Genomic DNA, 23,525 nt, shown 5'->3' with positions numbered 1-23,525 from the left:
GGATGTAACACATTGTTTCCATGGAATGGCTTGGCTATATCGGATGCTGCGCTCACAGGTCTCCCATCATGCTCCCATTGAACTGTCAGAGCGGCTGAATTGCGTGCGACAGGCAAGGGCTCTGGCCTTGCTGACGCCGTTGCAACGCCATTTGTTTCACAGTATCTCCCTGCTGCTGCATTTTCACGGCCCCAGATTGCCGGGGTATAACGGCCATGAAACCCCCTGTGGTATTGCTGATTTTGCCTTGATTGAAGAAATGCAGCAGGCCGCAAAGACCCTGTCACTGACCTTACCCAAATTGGTTCCCGAGCTGCCTGCAGCCATCGAGGGGGTTTATGCCATGGGCAGCACCGGCACCCTGGGGCAAAATCCCCGCAGTGACCTTGATATCTGGGTCATCCATGATGCGGCGATGCAAGGTTCTGAATTGTCCATGCTCAAAGATAAGTTGCACAAGTTGCACCTTTGGTACGAGGGCTATGGCTTTGAGGTCAACTTCTATCTGGTGCATCCGCAACAGTTTTCCGCCGGAAAGCCCCATGGTCAGCGTCTGGCTACGGAACACAGCGGCAGTGCCCAGCACTGGCTGTTACTGGAGGAGTTCTATCGCAGCCAGATCCGTCTGTCGGGCAGGCCCTTGGCCTGGTGGCCGCAGGCCTCCAAGTTTCCTGAATGTCTGAGTCTTGGAGACGAGCATAATCTACCGGCGAGCGAATACTTCAGTGCGTCCCTGTGGCAGTTGTACAAGGGACTGGCCAATCCCCACAAGGCCTTGCTCAAAGTTATGCTGCTGGAGACCTATGCCGTCAGCTATCCAAAGACAGTGCTGTTGACCGATAAAGTATGGCAGCACACCTGCGAAGGGGATTTTTCCAGCGCCAACGACCCTTATTTTTTGCTTTATGAGGCGGTAGAGCAGTATTTGCTGCAAAAGGAAGATTGGCACCGTCTGGAAATCGTCCGCCGTTGTTTTTATCTCAAGTGCGGGGTGCGTCTTTCCTGGGAATCACAGGCAAGGGACTGGCGTTGGCACAAGCTCAAGAAGTTGGTGGGGGATTGGGCTTGGCCTGAAAGCCTGATACAGACACTGGATGACTGTGAACATTGGCATAGCGGCCAGTTGCAATGGTTTAACGCCCAACTGAACGAATTGCTGCTGGCCAGCTATCAGACCCTGCTGCATTTTGCCTCGGCCCATGGGCTGCGGGAGGGATTGCGCATCGAAGAACTGGGTATGCTGACCCGCAAGTTGCATACTTTCTTTCGCGAAGATAAGCAGCAAATCATCAAGTTCAACCGCCTCTGGAGCCAAAGCGTGTTGGAACCTGAGTTGCTGTTACGTCGCGATTCTGATGGGGCTTTCTCCCTCTATCGTAAGCCGGAGGGAGCGGACCCTGCTACCCTGCTGTTCCAATCGGATTCACTGGCCAGGCTTATCGCCTGGGCCTGCATCAATGGTGTGTGTGACGGTCGCAGCCGTTGGACCTTGACGGGGGAATTGCCCCTGTCCGCCAAAGATGTCAGGCAACTGACCGAACGTATCTTGCCTTGGGTGGCAGGTCGCAGTCCCAAGGTATCCAAGCAGGATCTTTGTCATCCCTGGCATTACCGTAAGGCCATTGTACTGCTGAACATTGAACAGGATCCAAGCATTGCCTGGGAAGGCCAGGAAGTGATGGTCGATGTGACCCATGCCAATCTGTTTTCTCTGGGGCGCAAGCAGCGGAATGTCCTGGGCTCGATTGACCTTTTGTTGCTCAATTCCTGGGGCGAATGGCAATGCTGCCAATTCAACGGGGAAGAGGCGTTGCTCGAAGCCCTGACCTTTATGATGCCGGGACTGCGTCGTGCCGATGAAGATGTGGTAGTGGAGGTGATCAGTTGTGCTGCCAAACTGTCGGTGCAACTGGAAATTGCCTTGTCTACCCTGCTGAAGCGTTTGCTGGCCATAGGTGCCCAGGTGAAATCTTCCAGTACCCTGATGCAACCATTGCAGGTTGGGAAACGCAGATTTGGGCTGTTTTTCAATACCATGGGACTCAAGTACCAGGACCTCAGCGACGCCAAATCCCTGTATCAGCAAGTGTTTCATACCGAGTTGCTGGAATTGCCAAGGCCGGATATGGGCGACGATCCTTTCTCCAGTGCCCCTGAAGTTATCCAGCAATATGCGGCAGCTGAGGTTATTCAGTATTTTCTGCGTCCACGGGAAGAGGGTCTGGATGTGTTTATTCTGAATGCCGACAATGAGCTGAGTCATTTTATCCAGCATGGCAGTCATATTGAGGAGCTGGTCAGTAAAGTGAGTTGCCAGCACGTATTTGACGGTTTGTTTGAGGTCAAGCGGCGGTTCAATTTGCCGCAGTTTTTCCTGCTGGAGCGCTGTGAAGGCGAGCTCAGGGTGCTGCCCTTTGCCAATGCAATGGGGGCGCAGCGGGAAGAAATGGGGGCTGAGCTATAGCCCCCTCAGGCTTACCAGCTGACGTCGATACCGCTCTGACGCTTGATGGATTCACGTACAAATGACATGAACTCCAGGCCACCATTGCGCTGGTCAATCCAGTCACCGTCAATGCAGGCGAAATGGAAGCCACCGAAACGGGTCGCCATCCAGATCTCATGCAGCGGCTCCTGTTTATTGATGACTATCACTGAACCATCGTCGAATTCCAACTGCAGCGCGCCATGGCTGGCGTCCACATCCACATCGGCACCCTGGCTGTCTATGGCGTCCTCGATGGCGTTTTCTATGATGTGGAACATCTCGTCTGCTTTTTGGTGAAACTCGGAGTCTGTCATCGACATCTATTTCTGTCCTTTGCTTTCATTGGTATGGATGCGATTATAAGTCCATTAGCCATCCAGTGCACAGACGTTGAGAAAAATGAAACTGCAATTATCCCTGTTGCTTGTTAGCCTGCTGGTCGTGGGTTGTGGTCAGAAAGGCCCTTTGTATAAAACGCCGCCGGCGGCGGACAATCAGACCCAAGAACAAACAGACAAAGACAAAGCAAAACAATAAGGAATACTGTCTTGGACCACTTTAATTATCGAGGCGACACCCTGTATGCGGAAGACTGCGAGGTGGCCAAATTGGCCCGTCAGCATGGCACGCCGCTGTACATTTATTCCCGGGCGACACTGGAGCGCCATTGGCATGCCTTTGATCAGGCGGTGGCGTCCCATCCGCACCTTATCTGCTATGCAGTGAAAGCCAATTCCAACCTGGCGGTGCTGAATGTGTTGGCCCGTCTGGGCAGTGGCTTCGACATAGTCTCAGGTGGTGAGCTTGCCAGGGTGATGGCCGCGGGCGGCGATCCGGACAAGGTGGTATTTTCCGGCGTGGGCAAGAAGGTTGATGAACTGGAAATGGCGTTGGAAGTGGGCATTCACTGCTTTAACGTGGAGTCAGCTGCCGAGCTTGAACTGCTCAATGACGTGGCCGGCCGCCTGGGCAAGGTGGCGCCGATTTCACTGCGGATCAACCCCGATGTGGACGCAGGCACCCATCCTTATATCTCCACCGGTCTCAAGGAAAATAAATTCGGCATTCCCATGGGCGAGGCCGAAGCCCTGTTTTTGCGTGCCGCAAGCCTGCCCAATCTGCAGGTGAAGGGCGTGGATTGCCACATAGGTTCGCAGCTGACCGAGCTGCGGCCCTTCCTGGATGCCACGGACCGTATGCTGGCGCTGATCGATCGCCTTGCCGAAAACGGTATCGTGATTGAACACCTGGACGTGGGTGGCGGCCTGGGCGTGACCTATAACGACGAGACACCACCGCATCCGGACAAGTATGCCGAGGCGCTGTTGCAGAAAGTTGCCGGGCGGCCGCTGAAACTGATCTTTGAACCCGGCCGTGCCATCGCCGCCAATGCCGGTATCTTTGTGACCGAAGTACTGTTCCTGAAGGACAATGGCGACAAACGCTTTGTGATAGTCGACGGTGCCATGAACGATCTTATCCGTCCTTCGCTCTACAGTGCCTGGCAAAACATCATTCCCGTGAGCCCCCATGAAGGTGACTCATGCCTTTGTGACGTGGTGGGACCTGTATGTGAGACCGGGGATTTCCTTGGTAAAGACCGTCAGTTGAACGTGGTGTCCGGCGATCTGTTGGCGGTGCGTTCCGCCGGTGCCTACGGCTTTGCCATGTCATCCAACTACAACACCCGCCCCAGGGCGGCGGAAGTCATGGTGGATGGCGCAACAGCCAGTGTTGTCAGGGAAAGGGAAAAACTGACGCTGCTCTGGCATGGTGAGCAGATCCTGCCGTAAACTGACGCTATTCACGAGTTTGGATACCCGCCAAGGCGGGTGTCATGGTAAAGGGAAGCTATCTTGATCCATTTCACTAAGATGCACGGCCTGGGCAATGATTTCATGGTGGTCGATGGCGTGACCCAGAACGTGTATTTTTCCCCGGAGCAGATCCGTCGCCTTGCCGATCGCAATTTTGGGATTGGTTTCGACCAATTGCTTCTGGTGGAACCGCCTTACGATCCGGACCTGGACTTCCACTATCGCATCTTCAATGCCGATGGCAGCGAAGTTGAGCAGTGTGGCAATGGCGCCCGCTGTTTTGCCCGCTTTGTGCGCAACAAGGGCCTGACCAACAAACACAAGATCCGGGTCAGCACCAGCAGCGGCAAGATGACCCTGAGGTTGGAACGTGATGGTCAGGTGACGGTCAATATGGGCGTGCCTGTACTGGATCCGGCCCAGATCCCCTTTAAGGCCAAAAAGGCCGAGAAGACCTATCTGATTCCGACGCCAACCCAGACCTTTTTGTGCGGGGTCGTGTCCATGGGCAACCCCCACTGTGTGTTGCAAGTGGACGATGTGGACACAGCTCCTGTGGGCGAGGTGGGCTCCTTGCTGACCCGCCATGAACGCTTCCCCAAGGGCGTCAATGTGGGCTTTATGCAGGTGTTGAGCACGGAACATATTCGCCTGCGGGTCTACGAGCGCGGCGCGGCGGAAACCCTGGCCTGCGGCAGCGGCGCCTGTGCCGCCGTGGTGGTGGGGCAATTGCAGGAAAAACTGGGCACCCAGGTGCGGGTAGACCTCCCCGGCGGTACCCTGACCATCAATTGGGAAGGCGAGGGCAAGCCCCTGTGGATGACCGGTCCCGCCCAGCACGTGTACGATGGACAGATCCCGCTATGAAAGATGTGAAGCCCCTGATGACTGAACCTTTTGACGAACAGATCATCCGCGAATACCTGCTGGATAATCCTGATTTTTTCTGTCGCTATCCCGAGTTGTTGTTGGCCATGCGGATGCCCCACGGTGAACGGGGCACTGTGTCACTGGTGGAACGGCGCCAGGAATTGCTCCGCAGCCGGGTACAGCAACTGGAAGAAGAAATTACCGCCCTGATGACGATGGCCAGCCGTAATGAAAGCATCTTCCGCTTCAATAACGAGCTGTCGTTCCGCTTGTTGGAATGCGAGGACTTGGGCGAGGTGCGCCAATGCCTGTCCGAGGGGCTCAAGCAGCAATTTGGCTTCAGTCATGTACGGCTGATCACTGTCCACGATATTGACAGCGAGCTGTCGGCCATTTGGAGTAACCGCCTCGCCAAGGGGCATTATTTCGGTCGCCTCACCCAACAGGAGGCCCGCCGTCTGTTCGGTGCTGATGTGGGGTCTGTGGCCCTGACCCGCTTGTCGGAAGACTGTGGTCAGGTGGTTTTTGCCATCGCCAGCCAGGATCCAGCCCACTTCCACCCCGAGATGGATAACCTGCTGCTGGACCAGCTCAGGCGTCTGCTCGATCATCTGTTACCCAAGCTCTGAGGCCAAATGAACGATTGGCTGCAGCGCTTCGAACGTTACCTGACGAGCGAGCGACGCCTGTCAGACAAGACGGTTCGCAACTACCTGTATGAACTGAATCGGGTCAAGGCCATGGTCACCAAGGACTGGCTGGCCCTGGAGCACAGGGATTTGGCTGCGGTTATGGCCAAGCTGCATCGTCAGGGATTGAGCCCCCGTTCCCTGGCGCTGTGCCTGTCGGCACTCAAGCAATTCGGTCAGTTTCTGTTGCGCCAGGGGGTGATTGAGGTCAACCCCGCTGCGGGCCTCAGCGCCCCCAAGCAAAATAAGCCGTTACCGAAAAATCTGGATCCGGATGCCATAAGCCACCTGCTCGACATCGACGGTGATGATCCGCTGGATATTCGCGATGGCGCCATCATGGAACTGTTCTACTCCTCCGGCTTACGTCTTGCCGAGTTGGCGGGCCTGGACTGTCACGCGCTTAACCTTAAGGAACAGGAGGTGCGGGTGCTGGGTAAGGGCAATAAGGAGCGGATTTTGCCCGTGGGTTCGGTGGCTATTGCGGCCCTTAGCCGTTGGCTCGATGTTCGCCGGGGCTTGCCCTGCGAGGATGATGCCCTGTTCGTAACCGCAAGGGGCAGGCGCCTGTCCCATCGCAGCATCCAGGCGCGTATCGATAAATGGGCCAAAATCCAGGGCATGGCTGTGCATGTGCATCCCCACAAACTGAGACATTCCTTTGCCACCCACATGTTGGAGTCCAGCGGTGATTTGCGGGCGGTGCAGGAGTTGCTGGGCCATGCAAACCTGGCGACAACCCAAATCTATACCAGCCTGGATTTTCAGCATCTGGCCAAGGTGTACGACGGCGCCCACCCGCGGGCGCGGAAAAAGGAACGATAATGCAGGTCTTCCAGCGGTTGCGGCCCTTTGCTGCCATCAGTTTTGACCTTGACGATACCCTGTACGATAACGGTCCCATTATCAGGCAGGCCGAAGCCGGTCTGCTGGCCTTTTTGCATCAGGAGTATCCCAACAGCCGAAGTTGGCTCGCCAGCGATTGGCGCCATCTCAGATTGCAGCTGATGGCGGTGGAACCGACTCTGGCACACGACCCAACCGCGGCGCGGCGTCGGTGTTTGCGCCTGGGGCTGGAACGGCTGGGATATGGCTCCGAGGAAGCCCAATCGGGCAGCGAAGCCGCCATGGCGGAGTTTTTACGTTGCCGCAGTGATTTCAGGGTGAGTGACCAGGTGCTGGACTTGCTGGAACGATTGAGCCAGCGCTGGCCTTTGATTGGCCTCAGCAACGGCAATGTCAATCCAAAGCTGATAGGCCTGGGACAGGCGTTGGAATTTGTGTTGCAGGCGGGCCAGGGCGTGCGAATGAAGCCCTTTCCGGATATGTTTGAGCTGGCCTGCGAGCGGCTGGGGATATCTGTGTCACAACTGCTGCACGTGGGTGACAGCCTGAGCGCCGATGTGACCGGTGCCCGTAGGGCCGGGTGCCAGTCCGTGTGGCTGCAACTGCCTCAGGCAAGTCCGCTGGCGGCGCCTGTGCTGCCCACCATGACCATTCATGATCTGTATCAGTTGCAGGCAATGTTAACGTAGAGCTTCAATGTGGCCGCCTGTTGTATTGGGTGCTCTGAGGGGGCGTTAACTGTTGTAAGGCTTTGTTAATGGGGCGACGAGTTAGAACTTGTCAGCTTTCCGGTGGCGTCAGATGTTTGCTTTCCCGCAGTAGGCGGTTGACCTGACGGTGACTGGCGCGCATATCGGCATCACCAACCCGAAAATAGGTGCCGCCGAACGGCGAGCTGCCAAGGAATATGGGCTTCTGGGTCTTGGTGGCTTCGGGCACATGGATACGGATGAGTTTCTTGTCGGCCAGGGCCACAATCTGCACATCTCTCGGGCCCAACAGATTGCAGCTTATTCGGCTGCGATCTTCCAGGATCTGCCAGATTTGTTGCACCAAAGGTTCGGGTTGGGCAATGCCCTGGATACTGAATTGCCCTTCGTGTTCCCGCACCCCGAGAATGATTTCTCCCCCCTGGGTATTGGCAAAGGCGCTGTAGCTTTCCCAGATGGCCTCGGGTAGCTGGCCCAGGCCGTTGCGCCCCGCAGCCAGTTTGAACTCCACCCTGACAGATTCCCGCAGTCTATCGAGATCACTGAGAGCTAGTGCAGCCATGCTTTCCCTCCGAACTGACGGGGCGGTGGTTAGCCGCCCTTGTCTCAGTCATAGCATGGGAAAGCGCTGCTGGCCAGCCTTAGCAAGTCAGGGCCATAACCTTGGGAAACAGCAGGTTGTTTTCCAAATGTATGTGGCGATGCAAATCTGCCTCAAATTCTGCCAGGGTGGCATAGCAGACCCGCCAGGTGGTGCAGGCATTTTCCGGTGGCTGATAATTGCCGGTTATTTCGCGCAATTTCGCCAATATTTGCCCCGCATCGTCGTGTTCGTGCTGCATGGCGCGGATGGGGTTGCCTATATGACCAAAGCAACCGTCAACCGCTTCACCGGCCGCCATGGCGCGAATGGCCGGGAACAGCACCTGCTCTTCCTTGATCAGATGGGGCACCAGATCATCCATCAAAGCCTGTACCCAGGCTGCCAGGGGCTTGATTTCTGCAAAGTGTTCACCGTGGGCGCGCACCATTTTGGCCGTGTACTCCAGCAATAGCGGTGCTTTTTCGCGTACATAAGTGTGGTGATTGGCTTCGATGTAATCAATCAGTTCGCCCAGGGGTAATTGATTGAGGGTGTCGTCGGCTTTTCCGCTGGCGGCCATGGTTTCCAGCAGGTCGAGCAGGCGCTCGGTGGGAACTCCGGCACGCTCACAGGCCTTGGCCAAAGACCTGCCACCGCCACAACAGAAATCGATACCAAACTGACTGAAAACATGGGCGCGACGAAAGTCTTCTGCCACCAATTCGCCTACGCTGCGATCCAGTAATGATGTGGGATTCATGGGCATTCCTTAATGATGTAAAAGTAATGCATGTTAGTGTTCAGCAGTCAGGCAGGCAAGGGGCAGCAGGGCTATTTGGGCGACGGATCACAGCGAAGTTGGCAGGAGATGAGAGCAGCAAGCCGCATTAAAGCGGCAAACTCGCTTCAGAAGAATAGGGGCAATATGGAGTCGGGTTGTAATTTCAGCTCTTTTTAGAAGTAGCATTAGCAGCTGAAGCTAAGCCGGGTCTGATGGAGGCGACCCGGCTAAGTGGGTCATTCTTCGAAGGGAAAGGTGGGCCACTGGTATTGGTCAAACAGCTTGCGTATGGCGCCTGACTTTATCAGCTCACGCATCTGTTTATCGTAGATAGCCGCCAGCCGATGACCGCGCTCATTGTTGGCAAAGGCAATGAAAGTTGGCAACACTATGACCTTTTGCATCTCAAATTCAGTCGGGTCAATGTTTTCCCGTTGCATTTCCTGCTCCAGGTCATAACGGGCGTCGAGTACAAAGTCCAGCTCACCGCTTTGTAAGCGATTGATGCCGACTTTTAATTTGAGAAACTCACTGGCCACCACCTTGACCTTGAGGTAGCTGTCCAGTTGATAGCCCTTACTCCAGCCAACCCGCTTTTGTGCCAGGCTTTGCTCTCCCTGCCAGTTGGCAACCTTGCCTTTGGAATACAGCGCGTAATACTGATCTTCATCCAGGGGCAGCTTAGGATATACGGCGTCTGCAACTTCGTCTGGAGAAGCGCCGACCCAGGCATCGGCACCATTTGCCATCACCTTACTGACGCTCCTGGCGTAGGGCATAGTTTCGAAGTTGAGTTTGATGCCTTCTTGCTGATACACCAGCCGCAACATATCCCAGTAAAGACCCCGGCCACTTTTTTCGGTGGCATTAGTCCATACCTCGCTGACAACATTGATTTCGGTAATGGGTTCTTCCGCATTGGCCAGCACGGGGCAAATGACCAGAAGCAGAGTGAATAATGCGTTCTTTAACATGGTGAAAAACCTTTAGATGGGCTGCGTGAGGATTGCGGCTACCGTGGCTAAGGGCAACCGAAAAAGCATTGTCTATTTTAGTCGATTATGGAATTGCGACATGCCAAAGTGATCTCACTTTTGCGAGTGAGACAGTCGAAGCTTCCGGAGATCTGTGGGAAAGCTGCCCGGATGCGGTTCCGGGCAGAGAAAAGCTTCAGCAATTTAAGCCAAGCAATTTGTCGAGTATGGGGCGGTTGGCATCAGGAAAGGAATATTGGCTCAATTCGCTCATTGGTACCCAGGCAATTTCCTGCCCTTCTGCGCCGTGAGCGTCACCACTGAAGTCATTGACTAAGTGAATGTCCAAAAAGACCTGCTTATCCGGATAGTCGTAGGCCAGCTCCATAAAGGGGGTGCAACCATGAATTTCCAGGCCCACTTCCTCTTTTAATTCCCGTGCCAGTGCCATGGCGACGGTTTCGCCCGGTTCAACTTTGCCTCCCGGGAATTCCCATTTGCCACCTTGATGCAGGTGTCCGTGTCTTTTGGCCAGCAATATGGTGTCACCCGATTGAATGATGCCAACCGCCACGTGAATTCGCTTTAGCATTGCCTATTACTCTTTAAAGAAGTGTTCTTCGTCGAAGCCGAGTTCATCAAGCAATTGAGGATCAAACTCAGGTTTAACCGGAATGGCATGCTTTTCTGAAGCCCAGTCTCCGAGGTCAATCAATTTGCAGCGTTCGCTGCAAAATGGCTTGAACGGAAAATCACTGTTCCATTCGACGGTTTTCTTACATTGGGGGCATTGTACTGTGATGGGCATGGCTCGTAACTGCAGATCGATGGCCTGGAGGCCAATGGTATCGCCATCAAGGGCAGGTTGCCAGTTTAAACTCTATGGTTTTGTCCGAATGGCGTTGTTCCTGAAACTGAACGAAATGAATCGCAAAGCGATTTTTGTGGCCGCTGATGGTGGGGTAACAGCCTTGATTGGCGTCCAATTTCACTCGGATAAGGGATAACGGCTGGGCACTGTCGCCTTGGTAAAAGCCACCACAGGCCTGAGTGTCCTGAAACTCACCGGTACTTCTGATTAGAGACAGCAAGAGGTTGACAGGTTCCAGCAGTGGGGAGAAATGATCCACCCAGGCTCGATATTCCATTTGCCGTTGCGGCCAAGGCTTGGCCAGCCAAAAATGCAGCTGTGGCAGATCAAAATTGCAGCAGGCCCCGGGCATGCCGAATCTTTGCCGCAGGGCATTGAGAAACCTGTCCTGTTTGAGACAAGAGCCTATTCGATTCGGGGTCTGTAACGCTTCCTTGGCGGAGGTGAGTTGACTGACGAAGACTTCTATTTGGGGGGCATTGGCGTGGGGTAGCTGCTGCCATTTGGCCAGCATAAAAAGCTGCTTTTCTATCTCTTTTAAAAGATCATTACGGTAATCGCAGCGGTCGGTTAAATCGCACAGGGAGAACAGAGGGTAAAAACACCTGTGCTGGTGATCCTGCTGCAAATTATTCTCTATTTGTTGAGACAGGTATTCCAGACGCAGATAACTACGAATTCGCTCATTTAATGGTTGTTCGTATATCAGTTCTGTCATGCGCAGTTATTGCGACTGAGATAAGGTCATATACAGGCTATGCAGTTCAGCGACTTTATCTTCTATGCCGGCAACGTCTCCATTGTTATCTATGATGTCATCTGCCTTGGCCAAGCGGTCTTCCCGCGACATCTGGCTGGCTATAATATTATTGACCTGTGTTTCTGATACTTTATCCCTGGCCATGGTTCTGGCTATTTGCTTTTCAGGTGAAATATCCACCACCAAGGTCCGATTGACTAACCTATCCAAGCCGTTCTCAAATAGCAAGGGGGCAATCAAGATCACATACGGCGAGTTGGCCTTTTCGACAAGTTCCAGCATTCGCGTCCTGATCATTGGATGCAAAAGATTATTCAGCCATTCTCTATGCTGTGGATTGGCAAATACGATTTCCCGTAAAAGCCCACGATTCAAAGTGCCGTCGCCGTTAATAACCGAGTTGCCAAAGTGGGTGCGGATCTGTTCAAGGCCTGGACTACCGGGCTCGACGACTTCCCGGGCAACCATGTCCGCATCAACCAGCGTAATACCATGGTTTAAAAAGCCATTGGCAACGGTTGTCTTGCCGCTGCCTATCCCACCGGTTAAACCTACAAGGTATTTCTTCATACAAGGTATCACAGACCGGCGAGGTACCAGTCAACTATGTCTTGTCCCCAAATCAAGGCTATCCAGCCGGCTGCCGCAATATAGGGACCGAAGGGAATGGGGTTTTCACGGGAGAGTTTTTTACTCAGCATCATGGTGATTCCCACTAGGGCGCCAACAAGAGATGAGAGCAAGATAATGAGCGGCAGCATTTGCCAGCCAAGCCAAGCGCCGAACAGGGCCATCAGCTTAAAATCGCCATAGCCCATGCCTTCCTTGCCCGTGAGTATTTTGAATAACCAATATACGGACCAGAGCGACAGATAGCCGGCCATTGCGCCAATAAGGGCATCTTCAATCCCGACAAATTGATGGTTGAGATTCGCCAGCAAACCGAGCCACAACCATGGCAGTGTTATTTGGTCCGGCAACAACATTTCGTCTAAATCTATTCCGGCCATGGCTATCAAGCCAAAAGTTAACAGCGCAGCCAATAAAAACTGCCAGCTGGGGCCGAAATGCCAGGCCAGTGTTGCGACTGTAATGCCGGTTAAGGCTTCGACTATCGGATATCTGGCCGATATTGGAGTCTGGCAGTTGGCGCACTTCCCTTTAAGTAGCATCCAGCCAAGGATAGGCAAATTATGCCAGGCCTTAATGCTGCTGTGACATTTGGGACAGCGTGATGCCGGTACAATCAGATTATATTTGCTCGGGTAATTATCAATTGGCTTTTGCAGCTCAGCCGCGCCCACTTTGGCGACCAAGGCTGGATGATACTCGCTCAAATACTGATTGCACTCCTGCTGCCATTCACGCTTCAGCATCACAGGGAAGCGATGAATGACCACATTGAGAAAGCTGCCAATGCAGGCAGCGAATATAAAACTCATTACTTCAAACAGCCAAGGAGATTGGCTTAATACGTCAATAATATTATTCATTCAATCACTGTAAATTTAATTTTTACTATCCGACTACTTTACCCAAGTTAAATATGGGCAAATACATGGCTACAATGAGTCCGCCCACTATGGTGCCAATCACCACCATCATAATGGGTTCAATCAAACTGGACAGCGCATCAACGGCATCATCCACCTGCATCTCGTAGATGTTGGCGACCTTGTTCAACATGTTATCCAATGAGCCGGATTCTTCTCCGATCATCACCATCTGAATTAGCATGTCGGGAAATAAGTTGACCGTGCGCATGGCCACGTTCATTTGCATACCGGCCATGACTTCCTGGCGGATTTTGAGCAGCGCTTTTTTATAGACGGCATTACCGGAAGCGCCAGCTGCTGACTCAAGACCATCGATCAGAGGCACACCGGCGGCAAAGGTGGTGGCCAGGGTGCGGGCAAAACGGGCCATGGCGCCCTTGTGTAAAATTTCACCCACAACAGGGATTTTTAACATCAATTCGTCAATTCTGTCCCGGAACGCCTGCGAATTACGATGCAGGCGCACAAATATGAATACAAAGGCAACAATGGAAATTAAAAATATGTACCAATAATCCTGTAAAAAACGGGATATGCCGACGACCAGCTGGGTAAACGCCGGCAATTCAGCACCAAAGCCTTTGAAGACCTCTTCAAATTGCGGTACCACAAATACCAGTAGAAGAACTGTCACAGCTATGGCAACTATCACCACTGCGGCGGGATAAAACAGGGCTTTCTTGATTTTTGACTTCAGCGCTTCCGCTTTTTCCCGATAGGTGGCAATGCGGTCGAATACCGTATCAAGGGAGCCTGAGTGCTCTCCGGCGCCAACCAAGTCTACATACAAGTCATCGAAATACAGTCTGTGAGGTCTTAAGGCATCGGACAATGGGATACCGGATTGGATTTCATTAAGAATGGTTCCTAGCAATTCCCGCATTTTAGGCTTTTCATGGCCACGGCCAAGCATTTCAATGGTGGTGACCAAGGGCACACCCGCAGCCAGCATGGTGGCTATCTGACGGGTAAGCATAGCTATGTCCATGGCATTGATCTTGGCTTCGAACAGCTGTATGCCTTCGGACTTTTTCTTGACGTTCTTGGGTGATATGCCTTGAGACTTGAGAATATTTTTAATTTCGGCGACATTAGCACCACGCAGTTCGCCGCTGCTTTTTTTGCCGTCTTTGTTTAAGCCGGTCCATGTGAAGGTAAATATCTTGGGTTGGCTTTTGGCGCCTGCTTTTACCCCTTTACCGGCTCTTCTGGATGCAGTGGCTGTCGCCATGTTATTTTCCCCTTGAATGCTGTTTGGCTAAGTCAACGCTAAAAACTGGTCACCCGGTTGACCTCTGCTATGCTGGTCACACCTTGAATGACTTTAAGCAGACCCGACTGGCGCAAATCACGCATTCCCTGGCTCTTGGCCATGGACGCAATTTGCAACGAGTTGCCTCCTTCCATAATAGTTCGGGCTATCTCGTCTGACATTTTCATCACTTCATAGATACCCACACGGCCTTTATAGCCGCCGGAGCAGAGATCGCATCCGCAAGGCTTGTATAGGGTGACACCTTGGGTTATTTGCTCCTGTGAGAATCCCAGCCGTAACAACTCATGCTCGGGAATCTCTTCGGGCTCTTTGCATTCAGGGCAAAGTCTTCTGGCGAGGCGCTGCGCAATAATCAGATTCACCGAGCTGGCTATGTTGTAGCCGGGGACGCCCATGTTAATCAGTCGGGTGAGGGTCTCTGCGGCAGAATTGGTGTGCAGGGTGGATAATACCAAGTGACCCGTTTGTGCGGCCTTAATGGCAATTTCCGCCGTTTCCAGGTCACGAATCTCACCCACCATAACTACATCGGGATCCTGACGTAGAAAAGAGCGCAGTGCCGAGGCAAAGGTTAGTCCTGCCTTGAGGTTAATGTGAACCTGGTTTACCCCTTCCAGGTTTATTTCCACCGGATCTTCGGCGGTGCTGATATTGCGCTCTTCGGTATTAAGTATATTAAGGCCGGTGTACAGGGATACCGTCTTACCCGAACCTGTGGGGCCTGTAACCAGTATCATGCCCTGGGGCTTGGCTAGCATTTCCAGATAGGCGGCCTTTTGGTCTTCTTCGTAGCCCAGCTTTTCGATACCAAGCTGCGCGGAGGAAGAATCCAATATACGCATTACAATCTTTTCGCCCCACAATGTGGGCAGTGTGCTGACACGGAAGTCTATTGACTTGGTCCGCGACAGTTTCATTTTGATGCGACCGTCCTGGGGAACCCTACGCTCAGCAATATCCAGCTTGGACATCACCTTTAAGCGAGCCGAAATACGGCCGGCGAGATTAATCGGCGGTTCAGAGACTTCGTGTAAGATGCCATCAATACGAAAACGGATGCGATAACGCTTTTCGTAGGGCTCAAAGTGCAAATCCGACGCTCCCTTGCGGATGGCATCGGTCAGAATTTTATTGATATAGATAACGATTGGCGCGTCATCGCTGCTGTCACCCTGTTGATCTTCATGACGCCTATCTGTATCAGTAACTTCAATGCCGGCAAGTGAATCCTCATCAAGACCACCCAGATCCAAGGCACTGATATCTTCTTCGAGGATCTTCTCCAGAGCCTTGCCCAGCTTATCGTCTTCCACCAGGATGGCTTCGGCATGTAAACCGGCCGAAAACTGGAAGTCTTCCAGTGCGGATATATTGGTGGGATCTGAGGTGGCGATATAAAGACGGTTACCGCGGCGGAAAAGTGGCAGGCAGCGGTGCTTTTCAATCAGTTTTTTGTTGAGATGTTCTTCGGGAATGCTGGGAATATCAAATTCGGCCAGGTCCAGCAGTGGGGTGCCATATTCCTCATAGCACATCTCAGCTATTTCCCGTGCAGACATAATGCTGTCGGAAATCAGTGTTGAAACTAAGGTTTGTTTGCTTTGCCGTGACTTGGATATTGCAGTGGCCATTTGCTCTTCCGTAAGAAATCTCTTACGGATAAACAAGGTTGCGAGGCCCAAGTGCAATCCAGATGTCGGCATAGAGTGAAATACTCAAAAACGGTGTTACAAAAAGGAGAAGAAGAGCAATGCATGGCATTGCTCTTCTCTATTGGAGCTCAAGCTATTATAAGCCAGCCCCATCGGTACAAAGTTGGCCGCCAGCGGTGACTGCAAACGCTACACTGCCATCAACATCGAAAGTTGCGGTTAAAGTACAAGTATTGTCGGTCCAAGTCAGCACAGTACCTGTGTTCAGAGCGGGTGCCACTGAAGCAGCAAGTTTTGTATTATTTTGAACTTCGTTGGGTATAGCCGCACAACCAATATCAGTTTGGATACAAGCTTGGACCTTGGTGGCAAACGCGCTGAGGCCCTTCATTGCTGCGCCACCCTCGGAAGTCACTACATAATCACGGTAGGCAGGCAGCGCGATGGCGGCGAGAATACCGATAATTGCCACAACGATCATCAGTTCGATCAGGGTGAAACCCTTGGCGTTTTTCTTCAAAGTGATACCTTTCATTTCTTTCTCCGTAAATTGCTCTGCAATTTAGTTGACCAAAGTTTATTGACCCAGTTGCCCGGTCGATTCCCTGTAACCATACATCATCCGGATGTTAGATGCACAGTAGTCAACCATAAAATGTTAACCCTGTGTTAACTGCTATCCGGTTCGTCCCTGATGTCGGCACCCTGGTCGGATGACGATGGATTGTATTCGTCTGTTATTAATGTTGTCGATAACAAACTGTCCAATTTACGTTTTTATGAACAGTAAGGCATCAACCTCACCCTGATCACCCGATTCATCATCAATCCCAAAACGTCAGTGTAGCTACACCTATTTTGGCATTATGTTGAGCTCGGTGATTGTGCTTCTTTCACAATGGGACAACAGACCCAAGATGAAAGAAGCTGCCTCTTGATGTATGCATATGTTACAAGCATCGCAAGGTACGAACCGATAATGGCCCTCCCGGCTGTCTCGGTCTCACTCTCCGGTTCAAAGGAGTTTAAGTGATAAGAAAGGCGTGTTCAGTTTCTTGTCCCACACGCATTTTTTACCATCTCAGACACTTCGTCCGGACAGGCCATTACGCCTGGGGTAAAAGTTAGTATAAAGTTTGCGAAAATGAAACAGAAAATTGCACGAAAGTCGTGTCTAGTCGCTTAATTTATCTAAGATAGTTGGTTTTTTGAGACGTTGGTTCTAACAGTTCATTGACAAGTGTTCGATTGCTTGACGCTTTGGCTGAAACGTCAATTTAACGGCGGCGATTTCGGCTGTTTACCAGATTTTTGGAGGGGCATCCATTTAGGTGTGAAAGGATGCTGAAAAAACATGAATGGGTCTTTTTTGTTTGCTGAAAAACAGAAATGGAAGAGGTCACTGGCACACTGTGAAGTGTGCCAGTTTTTGTCGGCAGTCAGGCTTTCAATCTCAGGGAGAGATCCAGCGCGCGGACGTGCTTGGTTAAGGCCCCTACAGAGATAAAGTCGACACCGGTACGGGCAAATTCGGCCAGGGTTTCCAGGGTGACATTGCCCGACACTTCCAACTTGGCGCCCAAGCCTTTCTCTTTGTAGCTGTTATTAAGTTCTACCGCATCGATCATCATGGTGATATCGAAGTTATCCAGCATGATAATGTCGCTGCCGGCATCCAGGGCCTGAGTCAGCTCGTCCAGGCTTTCCACTTCTACCTCTACCGGTTTATCGGCATGCAGACTGCGCGCCTTATCTATAGCCTGTTTAATGCCGCCACAGGCCATGATGTGATTTTCTTTTATCAAAAAGGCGTCGTACAGACCGATGCGATGGTTGCTACCGCCACCACAGGTTACGGCATATTTCTGTGCCGTGCGCAGGCCCGGAATTGTCTTGCGGGTATCCAGCAGGCGACACTGAGTACCTGCCAGCTTGTCCACATAGGTCTTGGTGAGACTGGCTACACCGGACAGTGTCTGGATGAAGTTCATCGCGGTACGCTCACCGGTCAATATGGCCCGTGCCGGCCCCGACAGTTCACACAACACCTGATTTGGCAATACCAGATCGCCATCATCCACATGCCAATGCAAGGCGACTTCACCGCCGAGCTGATTGAACACCTGTTCGGCCCAGGCTTTGCCGCAGAACACCCCTTCTTCACGGGTGATCAGTGTGGCTTCGGCATATTTGTCAGCCGGGATCAATTGTGCCGTAATGTCTCCGCTGGCATCCTGATGTCCTAAATCCTCATCCAGGGCTGCCTTAACCGCGAGTCGAATATCATTTTCCAGCATTTTCATTTCCTTGATACTTGGTACCAATACTGTGGAGCAAATCGGGACTGTGGAGTGTCTTCACCCTCCGCATCTTTGGCGATGGTACCACATCCTCACCGGGCTTGGGCATAGGCGGGCACTTTAGATGCATGGCTTAATATAGCAGTTGGTTAACCAGGACTAAGTTGTTAAAGTGTTATCTATCAATGTCATAGTCTGGTGTGGTTGGCGTGGCCAATAATGAATGGCGGCAAGGTTGGTTCCTGGCTGCCCAAAGATGTGAGTCTCCCTTCTTTAATACCCGGCCCAATGGGGAAGTCAGCCTGTTGGTCATTCATAATATCAGTCTGCCCGCCGGCTGCTTTGGGACACCTTATATAGAAGACTTGTTTCTGGGAAAATTGGACTGTGCTGCCGACCCCAGTTTCGCCGATCTTAAGGGCCTGGAAGTCTCGGCGCATTTTCTTATTCGACGTGATGGTGCGGTATTGCAGTTTGTATCCTGTGATCAGCGCGCCTGGCATGCGGGCCTTTCCAGTTTTGAAGGCCGTAGCGGCTGCAATGACTTTTCCATCGGCATAGAGCTGGAGGGTACGGATGAGGTTGATTTTGAACCGGTGCAATATGAAAGGCTCACTGAGCTGACCAGCAAGCTGATGCGGCATTATCCCGGCATCAGCAGAGATCGTATCGTTGGCCACAGCGATATTGCGCCAGGAAGAAAAACCGATCCGGGTCCACACTTTGATTGGCGCTCTTACCTGGCCAGTCTGGCGGAACTTTAGCAAGGGCGCGATAGCGCAAAAGGAAGCAAATAATATGGCATTGTTCTCATTATTGGTGGCCATCCTGGTGGAGCGACTCAGGTTGCTCCCTTCAGCCTGGCAATTTGATACTTTGCTGCCCGAAGGATTGGAGCTGCTGTTTGGTAAGCCCCGGGAGGGGGCTGGTTCGGTACTGTTTAAACTGTCCGAACTGCAATTGGGGATGGCAATACTTCTGCCTGCGGCCTTGGTTTATATTGCCGGTTTGTTGGTTGCCGGAGTGGCCTGGGGCAGCCTGTCACTCTTGCTGTGGGTACTGGTGGCAATAGTCTGTTTCAGTCACGATGAGCAAAGGGCATCCTTCAAGCACTATATTCAGGCGGCCTGTCGTGGTGATGTTCAGGCCTGTTATCACCATGCCGAGCAATTGGATTGCAGTGAATGCCTGGATGCGGTCAGTGAAAAAGCGCTCGCAGCCAGGGTGGGGCAGAGTGTCGCCTGGGTCAACTACCGTTATTACGGGGCCGTGGCCTTGTACTTTATCTTGCTGGGCCCAGTCGGGGCAGTTCTCTACTGCACCGTGCGTTATTGCAGTCTGGTGCAGCAAAAGGCCAAGGCGACATTGCCTTTGGTGGATGCCTTGCAATGGGTACTCGATTGGTTGCCCAGCCGCATATTTGCGCTGTTTTATGTGCTCAGTGGTGACTTCAAGCCGGCCTTTGCCAGTTGGCGACGCCTGGCGCTGAATTCATCAGCCTCGGCGCGCAGCATTATTATAGACACCGCCGTCAGCGCCGAAGAGTTGCCTGAGCCATCGGAAGCGCCCGTATGTGTTCAACCGACACTGGCGTTATTGGCACTCACCAAGCGCAACTTTGTGCTTTTGGTGACAGCCCTGTCCTTACTGACAATTTTCGGCGTTGTCAGCTGATTCTGTGGCTTGGATCTTGTTTGATGGCAATTGGTCAGACCCCATGGCCAATATTTTGGGCTATGCTCTCTGTCCGTAAGTGATGGGGATCACTGAAGTAGACTTTAAAACTGTGATTTGATAAAGTGCCCTCACTTGCTAAAATTGGTAAGACCAATTTACAAAGGAGCTGAGGGCCAAATGGCTTATAGCAAAATCAACCAGCCGAAAATTTCAGATGTGATCATGCAGCAACTTGAGCGCATGATCCTTGAGGGTAGCTTGCAGCCGGGGCAAAAACTGCCGCCGGAGCGCGAGCTGGCCATTCAGTTCGAAGTTTCCCGTCCATCCCTGCGCGAAGCCATTCAAAAGCTGGAGGCCAAGGGCCTGTTGATGCGCCGCCAAGGCGGCGGTACCTATGTAAAGGAACAGCTCTGGCAAAGTCTTGCCGATCCTATCGTGGAGTTGATGCACAGCGATTCCGAGAGTCAATATGACCTGCTCGAGTTCCGTCATGCCACCGAAGGCATGATGGCCTATTTCGCGGCGCTGCGTGGTACAGACGCAGATATGCAGAACATCCAGAATATGATCCAGCAAGTGGAGCAGGCCCAGGGAATAGAACAACAGGCCGATGCCATTGTGCGTTTTTACCGGGCGGTGGCAGAGGCCTCACATAACGTGGCCATGCTGCACCTGGTACTCAGTTTGACTCCCGTGCTGCATAAAAATGTGGCACAAAACCTGGAACTTCTGAGCCGACGCGAAGATGCCTCCAGAATGGCCAACGAACACCGCCGGGCACTGCTCGCCGCCATCGTTCGCCGTGATCCCGAAGCGGCCCGCGAAGCCTCGAATGAGCACTTGAGCTACATCGAGGAAGTCATGCTGGCGGTAAGGGAAGAAGACAGCCGGTTGCAGCGTAGCCTGCGCCGTTTAAAGAGCGGCGCCTGAAAGCCGGGTTGGCAATTCGCCAGTTCCTCCGGAAGCCGTTAATCCACCAAAAATGTATATAAATAAGGACAGTCTCATGTCTGAACATATGCTACAAGACTTAGATCCAACCGAAACCCAGGAGTGGCTTGCAGCCCTCGAGTCCGTTGTCCGAGAAGAAGGCGTAGAGCGTGCCCAGTTCCTGTTGGAACAGGTATTGGATCGGGCCCGTCTTGACGGCGTGGATATGCCCACCGGCATTACCACCAACTACGTGAACACTATCCCGCTCACCGAAGAACCGGCTTATCCCGGTGACACCACTATCGAGCGCCGCATTCGTTCTATCATTCGTTGGAACGCCATCATGATAGTGCTGCGCGCATCCAAGAAAGATCTGGAACTGGGCGGCCACATGGCCTCATTCCAATCTTCTGCTGCTTTTTATGAAGTGGGCTTCAACCATATTTTCCGCGCCCCCAACCCGAAAGACGGCGGCGATCTGGTGTATTACCAGGGCCACATCTCCCCCGGTATCTACGCCCGCGCTTTCGTAGAGGGCCGTCTGACAGAAGACCAGCTGAACAACTTCCGTCAGGAAGTGGACGGCAAAGGTCTTCCTTCTTATCCGCATCCCAAGTTGATGCCCGAATTCTGGCAATTCCCAACCGTATCCATGGGTCTGGGCCCCATTTCTGCCATCTACCAGGCGCGCTTCCTCAAGTACCTTGATGGCCGTGGTCTGAAGGACACCTCTGAGCAGCGTGTTTATGCCTTCCTCGGCGACGGTGAGATGGACGAGCCGGAAAGCCGTGGTGCCATTTCTTTCGCCGCCCGTGAAAAGCTGGATAACCTTTGCTTCCTGATCAACTGTAACCTGCAGCGTCTCGACGGTCCTGTGATGGGTAACGGCAAGATCATTCAGGAGCTGGAAGGCCTGTTCAAGGGTGCCGGTTGGAACGTGATCAAGGTAGTTTGGGGCAGTGGCTGGGACAAGCTGCTGGCCAAGGACACCACAGGCAAGCTGTTGCAGCTGATGAACGAAACCGTTGACGGTGACTATCAGACCTTCAAGGCCAAAGACGGCGCCTTTGTGCGTGAGCACTTCTTCGGCAAGTATCCCGAGACTGCGGCCCTGGTGGCCGACATGACCGACGATGAAATCTTTGCCCTCAAGCGTGGTGGCCATGAACCGTCCAAGGTGTTTGCTGCATTCCAAAATGCCAAGCAAACCAAGGGCCGTCCGACTGTGATACTGGCCAAGACAGTTAAAGGTTACGGCATGGGTGATGCTGCCGAAGGCAAAAACATCGCTCACCAGGTCAAGAAGATGGACATGACCCACGTAAGCAAGATGCGCGATCGTCTGGGCCTGACCGATCTTATCAGCGACGAAGAGCTGGTAAACCTGCCTTACCTCAAGCTGGAAGAAGGCAGTGCCGAGCACACTTATCTGCACGCCCGCCGCCAGGCGCTGCACGGCTATACCCCCAAGCGTCTGCCCAACTTCAGCGGTGAATTCATCGCGCCCGAACTGACCGAGTTCCAGCCGCTGCTGGAAGAGCAGAAGCGCGAAATCTCCACCACAATGGGCTTTGTTCGTACCCTGAATATTCTGCTCAAAGACAAGAATATCGGTAAGAACATAGTGCCAATCATCGCCGATGAGGCCCGTACCTTCGGTATGGAAGGTCTGTTCCGCCAGATTGGTATCTATAACCCCCGTGGTCAGAACTATATTCCGGAAGACCGTGAAATTGTGTCTTACTACAAGGAAGACACTGCAGGTCAGGTATTGCAGGAAGGGATTAACGAGCTGGGCGCCATGTCTTCATGGGTTGCCGCCGCCACCTCGTACAGCACCAACAACCTGCCGATGATCCCCTTCTACATCTATTACTCCATGTTCGGTTTCCAACGTGTTGGCGATATGGCGTGGATGGCGGGCGATCAACAGGCCCGTGGCTTCCTGCTGGGCGCCACTGCCGGTCGCACCACGCTGAACGGTGAAGGTTTGCAGCACGAAGACGGCCACAGTCATATCCTGGCCGGCACTGTGCCCAACTGTATTTCCTACGATCCGACCTTTGCCTACGAAACGGCGGTCATCATTCAGGACGGTATCCGTCGCATGTATGGCGAGCAGGAGAACGTGTTCTACTACCTGACGCTGATGAACGAAAACTACGCCATGCCGGCCATGCCGGAAGGTGCCGAGGAAGGGATCCGCAAGGGTATCTACAAGCTGGAAAGCCATGCAGGCGCCAAGGCCAAGGTACAGCTGCTGAGTTCCGGTACCATCATGAACGAAGTGCGCAAGGCGGCGGTGATCCTGGCCGAGGAGTACGGCGTGGCATCGGATGTGTTCTCTGTGACCTCCTTCAACGAGCTGGCCCGCAACGGCCAGGACTGCGAGCGCTACAACATGCTGCATCCTGAAGCCGAAGCCAAGGTGCCTTACATTGCCACTGTGATGGGTGATGCGCCTGCGATTGCGGCCACAGATTACATGAAGAACTATGCCGAGCAGGTTCGTGCCTTCGTACCGGCTGCATCCTTCAAGGTGCTGGGTACCGACGGTTTCGGCCGCTCCGACAGTCGTGCCAACCTGCGTCGTCACTTCGAAGTGAACGCCGGTTACGTGGTGGTGGCGGCGCTCAATGAGCTGGCCAAGCGCGGTGAAGTGGCGAAGTCCGTGGTGGCAGATGCCATCCGTAAGTTCGACATTGACACCGAGAAGATGAACCCGCTTTACGCGTAAGAGAA

The 23,525-nt window shown here is 53.0% G+C and carries 24 protein-coding genes; 11 read left to right on the top strand and 13 right to left on the bottom strand.

Annotation, left to right across the window (positions count from 1 at the left end):
* The first annotated feature begins 43 nt into the window (after positions 1-43).
* A complete protein-coding gene (locus tag JYB85_RS16970; RefSeq protein WP_207380223.1) occupies positions 44-2,464 on the top strand; it encodes a class I adenylate cyclase in 2,421 nt (806 codons plus the stop codon).
* Positions 2,465-2,475: 11 nt separating this feature from the next.
* Here JYB85_RS16970 and cyaY read toward each other — a convergent pair whose 3' ends face one another.
* The gene (gene cyaY, locus JYB85_RS16965; protein WP_207380222.1) at positions 2,476-2,808 is read right to left on the bottom strand and encodes an iron donor protein CyaY; all 333 of its coding nucleotides are present in this window, start codon (positions 2,806-2,808) and stop codon (positions 2,476-2,478) included.
* A gap of 79 nt (positions 2,809-2,887) precedes the next feature.
* On the opposite strand from cyaY, the gene lptM reads away from it, so the two are divergent.
* The 6 genes from lptM (at position 2,888) to JYB85_RS16935 (ending at position 7,399) form a co-directional block, all read left to right on the top strand.
* Positions 2,888-3,025, top strand: coding sequence for an LPS translocon maturation chaperone LptM (gene lptM / locus JYB85_RS16960; RefSeq protein WP_207321113.1), 138 nt, complete (start codon positions 2,888-2,890; stop codon positions 3,023-3,025).
* 11 nt (positions 3,026-3,036) lie between these two features.
* A complete protein-coding gene (lysA, locus tag JYB85_RS16955; protein WP_207380221.1) occupies positions 3,037-4,281 on the top strand; it encodes a diaminopimelate decarboxylase in 1,245 nt (414 codons plus the stop codon).
* 63 nt (positions 4,282-4,344) lie between these two features.
* Entirely contained in the window at positions 4,345-5,172 is an 828-nt protein-coding gene (dapF, locus tag JYB85_RS16950; protein ID WP_207380220.1) for a diaminopimelate epimerase, read from the top strand.
* Positions 5,169-5,804: a DUF484 family protein gene (locus tag JYB85_RS16945; protein ID WP_207321110.1), complete on the top strand. Its 636-nt coding sequence runs from the start codon at positions 5,169-5,171 to the stop codon at positions 5,802-5,804. Before dapF ends, JYB85_RS16945 begins: the two co-directional genes overlap by 4 nt.
* 6 nt (positions 5,805-5,810) lie before the next feature.
* Positions 5,811-6,689 carry a tyrosine recombinase XerC gene (xerC, locus tag JYB85_RS16940; RefSeq protein ID WP_207380219.1) on the top strand — a complete coding sequence of 293 codons (879 nt, stop codon included), beginning with the start codon at positions 5,811-5,813 and terminating at the stop codon, positions 6,687-6,689.
* The gene (locus JYB85_RS16935; protein WP_207380218.1) at positions 6,689-7,399 is read left to right on the top strand and encodes an HAD-IA family hydrolase; all 711 of its coding nucleotides are present in this window, start codon (positions 6,689-6,691) and stop codon (positions 7,397-7,399) included. Before xerC ends, JYB85_RS16935 begins: the two co-directional genes overlap by 1 nt.
* Before the next feature lie 91 nt (positions 7,400-7,490).
* On the opposite strand, the gene JYB85_RS16930 is transcribed toward JYB85_RS16935, so the two are convergent.
* From JYB85_RS16930 to nadC, 12 genes are all read right to left on the bottom strand, one after another.
* On the bottom strand, positions 7,491-7,982 hold the full coding sequence (locus JYB85_RS16930; protein ID WP_207380217.1) for an AlbA family DNA-binding domain-containing protein: 492 nt from the start codon (positions 7,980-7,982) through the stop codon (positions 7,491-7,493).
* 79 nt (positions 7,983-8,061) lie between these two features.
* Positions 8,062-8,763, bottom strand: coding sequence for an iron-sulfur cluster repair di-iron protein (ric, locus tag JYB85_RS16925; protein ID WP_207380216.1), 702 nt, complete (start codon positions 8,761-8,763; stop codon positions 8,062-8,064).
* Between the two features lie 257 nt (positions 8,764-9,020).
* Positions 9,021-9,758 (bottom strand): substrate-binding periplasmic protein, encoded by a 738-nt coding sequence (locus JYB85_RS16920; RefSeq protein ID WP_207380215.1) that lies wholly within the window; start codon positions 9,756-9,758, stop codon positions 9,021-9,023.
* 196 nt (positions 9,759-9,954) lie between these two features.
* Complete coding sequence (gene mutT, locus JYB85_RS16915) at positions 9,955-10,350, bottom strand: 8-oxo-dGTP diphosphatase MutT (RefSeq protein WP_207321104.1); 396 nt, start codon at positions 10,348-10,350, stop codon at positions 9,955-9,957.
* Between the two features lie 6 nt (positions 10,351-10,356).
* On the bottom strand, positions 10,357-10,566 hold the full coding sequence (yacG, locus tag JYB85_RS16910; RefSeq protein WP_207321103.1) for a DNA gyrase inhibitor YacG: 210 nt from the start codon (positions 10,564-10,566) through the stop codon (positions 10,357-10,359).
* 46 nt (positions 10,567-10,612) lie between these two features.
* Positions 10,613-11,347: a cell division protein ZapD gene (zapD, locus tag JYB85_RS16905; protein WP_207321102.1), complete on the bottom strand. Its 735-nt coding sequence runs from the start codon at positions 11,345-11,347 to the stop codon at positions 10,613-10,615.
* Between the two features lie 6 nt (positions 11,348-11,353).
* The gene (gene coaE / locus JYB85_RS16900) at positions 11,354-11,959 is read right to left on the bottom strand and encodes a dephospho-CoA kinase (protein ID WP_207380214.1); all 606 of its coding nucleotides are present in this window, start codon (positions 11,957-11,959) and stop codon (positions 11,354-11,356) included.
* Positions 11,960-11,967: 8 nt separating this feature from the next.
* Positions 11,968-12,882 carry a prepilin peptidase gene (locus JYB85_RS16895; RefSeq protein ID WP_207380213.1) on the bottom strand — a complete coding sequence of 305 codons (915 nt, stop codon included), beginning with the start codon at positions 12,880-12,882 and terminating at the stop codon, positions 11,968-11,970.
* Between the two features lie 25 nt (positions 12,883-12,907).
* The gene (locus JYB85_RS16890) at positions 12,908-14,176 is read right to left on the bottom strand and encodes a type II secretion system F family protein (protein ID WP_207380212.1); all 1,269 of its coding nucleotides are present in this window, start codon (positions 14,174-14,176) and stop codon (positions 12,908-12,910) included.
* A 38-nt stretch (positions 14,177-14,214) separates the two neighbouring features.
* A complete protein-coding gene (gene pilB / locus JYB85_RS16885; protein WP_207380211.1) occupies positions 14,215-15,924 on the bottom strand; it encodes a type IV-A pilus assembly ATPase PilB in 1,710 nt (569 codons plus the stop codon).
* 85 nt (positions 15,925-16,009) lie between these two features.
* Positions 16,010-16,408 carry a prepilin-type N-terminal cleavage/methylation domain-containing protein gene (locus JYB85_RS16880; protein ID WP_207380210.1) on the bottom strand — a complete coding sequence of 133 codons (399 nt, stop codon included), beginning with the start codon at positions 16,406-16,408 and terminating at the stop codon, positions 16,010-16,012.
* A 904-nt stretch (positions 16,409-17,312) separates the two neighbouring features.
* Complete coding sequence (nadC, locus tag JYB85_RS16875) at positions 17,313-18,170, bottom strand: carboxylating nicotinate-nucleotide diphosphorylase (protein WP_207380209.1); 858 nt, start codon at positions 18,168-18,170, stop codon at positions 17,313-17,315.
* A 212-nt stretch (positions 18,171-18,382) separates the two neighbouring features.
* Between nadC and ampD the strand changes: the two genes are divergently transcribed.
* The 4 genes from ampD (at position 18,383) to aceE (ending at position 23,520) form a co-directional block, all read left to right on the top strand.
* Positions 18,383-18,937: a 1,6-anhydro-N-acetylmuramyl-L-alanine amidase AmpD gene (gene ampD, locus JYB85_RS16870; protein WP_207380208.1), complete on the top strand. Its 555-nt coding sequence runs from the start codon at positions 18,383-18,385 to the stop codon at positions 18,935-18,937.
* Between the two features lie 34 nt (positions 18,938-18,971).
* Positions 18,972-19,847 (top strand): beta-lactamase regulator AmpE, encoded by an 876-nt coding sequence (gene ampE, locus JYB85_RS16865; RefSeq protein ID WP_207380207.1) that lies wholly within the window; start codon positions 18,972-18,974, stop codon positions 19,845-19,847.
* 180 nt (positions 19,848-20,027) lie between these two features.
* Positions 20,028-20,780 (top strand): pyruvate dehydrogenase complex transcriptional repressor PdhR, encoded by a 753-nt coding sequence (gene pdhR, locus JYB85_RS16860; RefSeq protein WP_207321093.1) that lies wholly within the window; start codon positions 20,028-20,030, stop codon positions 20,778-20,780.
* A 76-nt stretch (positions 20,781-20,856) separates the two neighbouring features.
* Complete coding sequence (gene aceE / locus JYB85_RS16855) at positions 20,857-23,520, top strand: pyruvate dehydrogenase (acetyl-transferring), homodimeric type (protein WP_207380206.1); 2,664 nt, start codon at positions 20,857-20,859, stop codon at positions 23,518-23,520.
* Positions 23,521-23,525 lie beyond the last annotated feature (5 nt).

It is taken from the genome of Shewanella sedimentimangrovi (assembly GCF_017354965.1).
GTDB lineage: Bacteria > Pseudomonadota > Gammaproteobacteria > Enterobacterales > Shewanellaceae > Shewanella > Shewanella cyperi.
The sequence above is the reverse complement of the archived record's forward strand: the minus strand, read 5'-3'. Positions and strand labels throughout refer to the sequence as shown.

Coding starts and splice junctions, on each gene's coding strand:
- JYB85_RS16970 (WP_207380223.1), top strand. CDS start 44: ATGCTGCGCTCACAGGTCTCCCATCATGCTCCCATTGAACTGTCAGAG.
- cyaY (WP_207380222.1), bottom strand. CDS start 2,808: ATGTCGATGACAGACTCCGAGTTTCACCAAAAAGCAGACGAGATGTTC.
- lptM (WP_207321113.1), top strand. CDS start 2,888: ATGAAACTGCAATTATCCCTGTTGCTTGTTAGCCTGCTGGTCGTGGGT.
- JYB85_RS16945 (WP_207321110.1), top strand. CDS start 5,169: ATGAAAGATGTGAAGCCCCTGATGACTGAACCTTTTGACGAACAGATC.
- xerC (WP_207380219.1), top strand. CDS start 5,811: ATGAACGATTGGCTGCAGCGCTTCGAACGTTACCTGACGAGCGAGCGA.
- JYB85_RS16935 (WP_207380218.1), top strand. CDS start 6,689: ATGCAGGTCTTCCAGCGGTTGCGGCCCTTTGCTGCCATCAGTTTTGAC.
- JYB85_RS16930 (WP_207380217.1), bottom strand. CDS start 7,982: ATGGCTGCACTAGCTCTCAGTGATCTCGATAGACTGCGGGAATCTGTC.
- ric (WP_207380216.1), bottom strand. CDS start 8,763: ATGAATCCCACATCATTACTGGATCGCAGCGTAGGCGAATTGGTGGCA.
- JYB85_RS16920 (WP_207380215.1), bottom strand. CDS start 9,758: ATGTTAAAGAACGCATTATTCACTCTGCTTCTGGTCATTTGCCCCGTG.
- mutT (WP_207321104.1), bottom strand. CDS start 10,350: ATGCTAAAGCGAATTCACGTGGCGGTTGGCATCATTCAATCGGGTGAC.
- yacG (WP_207321103.1), bottom strand. CDS start 10,566: ATGCCCATCACAGTACAATGCCCCCAATGTAAGAAAACCGTCGAATGG.
- zapD (WP_207321102.1), bottom strand. CDS start 11,347: ATGACAGAACTGATATACGAACAACCATTAAATGAGCGAATTCGTAGT.
- coaE (WP_207380214.1), bottom strand. CDS start 11,959: ATGAAGAAATACCTTGTAGGTTTAACCGGTGGGATAGGCAGCGGCAAG.
- JYB85_RS16895 (WP_207380213.1), bottom strand. CDS start 12,882: ATGAATAATATTATTGACGTATTAAGCCAATCTCCTTGGCTGTTTGAA.
- JYB85_RS16890 (WP_207380212.1), bottom strand. CDS start 14,176: ATGGCGACAGCCACTGCATCCAGAAGAGCCGGTAAAGGGGTAAAAGCA.
- pilB (WP_207380211.1), bottom strand. CDS start 15,924: ATGCCGACATCTGGATTGCACTTGGGCCTCGCAACCTTGTTTATCCGT.
- JYB85_RS16880 (WP_207380210.1), bottom strand. CDS start 16,408: ATGAAAGGTATCACTTTGAAGAAAAACGCCAAGGGTTTCACCCTGATC.
- nadC (WP_207380209.1), bottom strand. CDS start 18,170: ATGCTGGAAAATGATATTCGACTCGCGGTTAAGGCAGCCCTGGATGAG.
- ampE (WP_207380207.1), top strand. CDS start 18,972: ATGGCATTGTTCTCATTATTGGTGGCCATCCTGGTGGAGCGACTCAGG.
- pdhR (WP_207321093.1), top strand. CDS start 20,028: ATGGCTTATAGCAAAATCAACCAGCCGAAAATTTCAGATGTGATCATG.
- aceE (WP_207380206.1), top strand. CDS start 20,857: ATGTCTGAACATATGCTACAAGACTTAGATCCAACCGAAACCCAGGAG.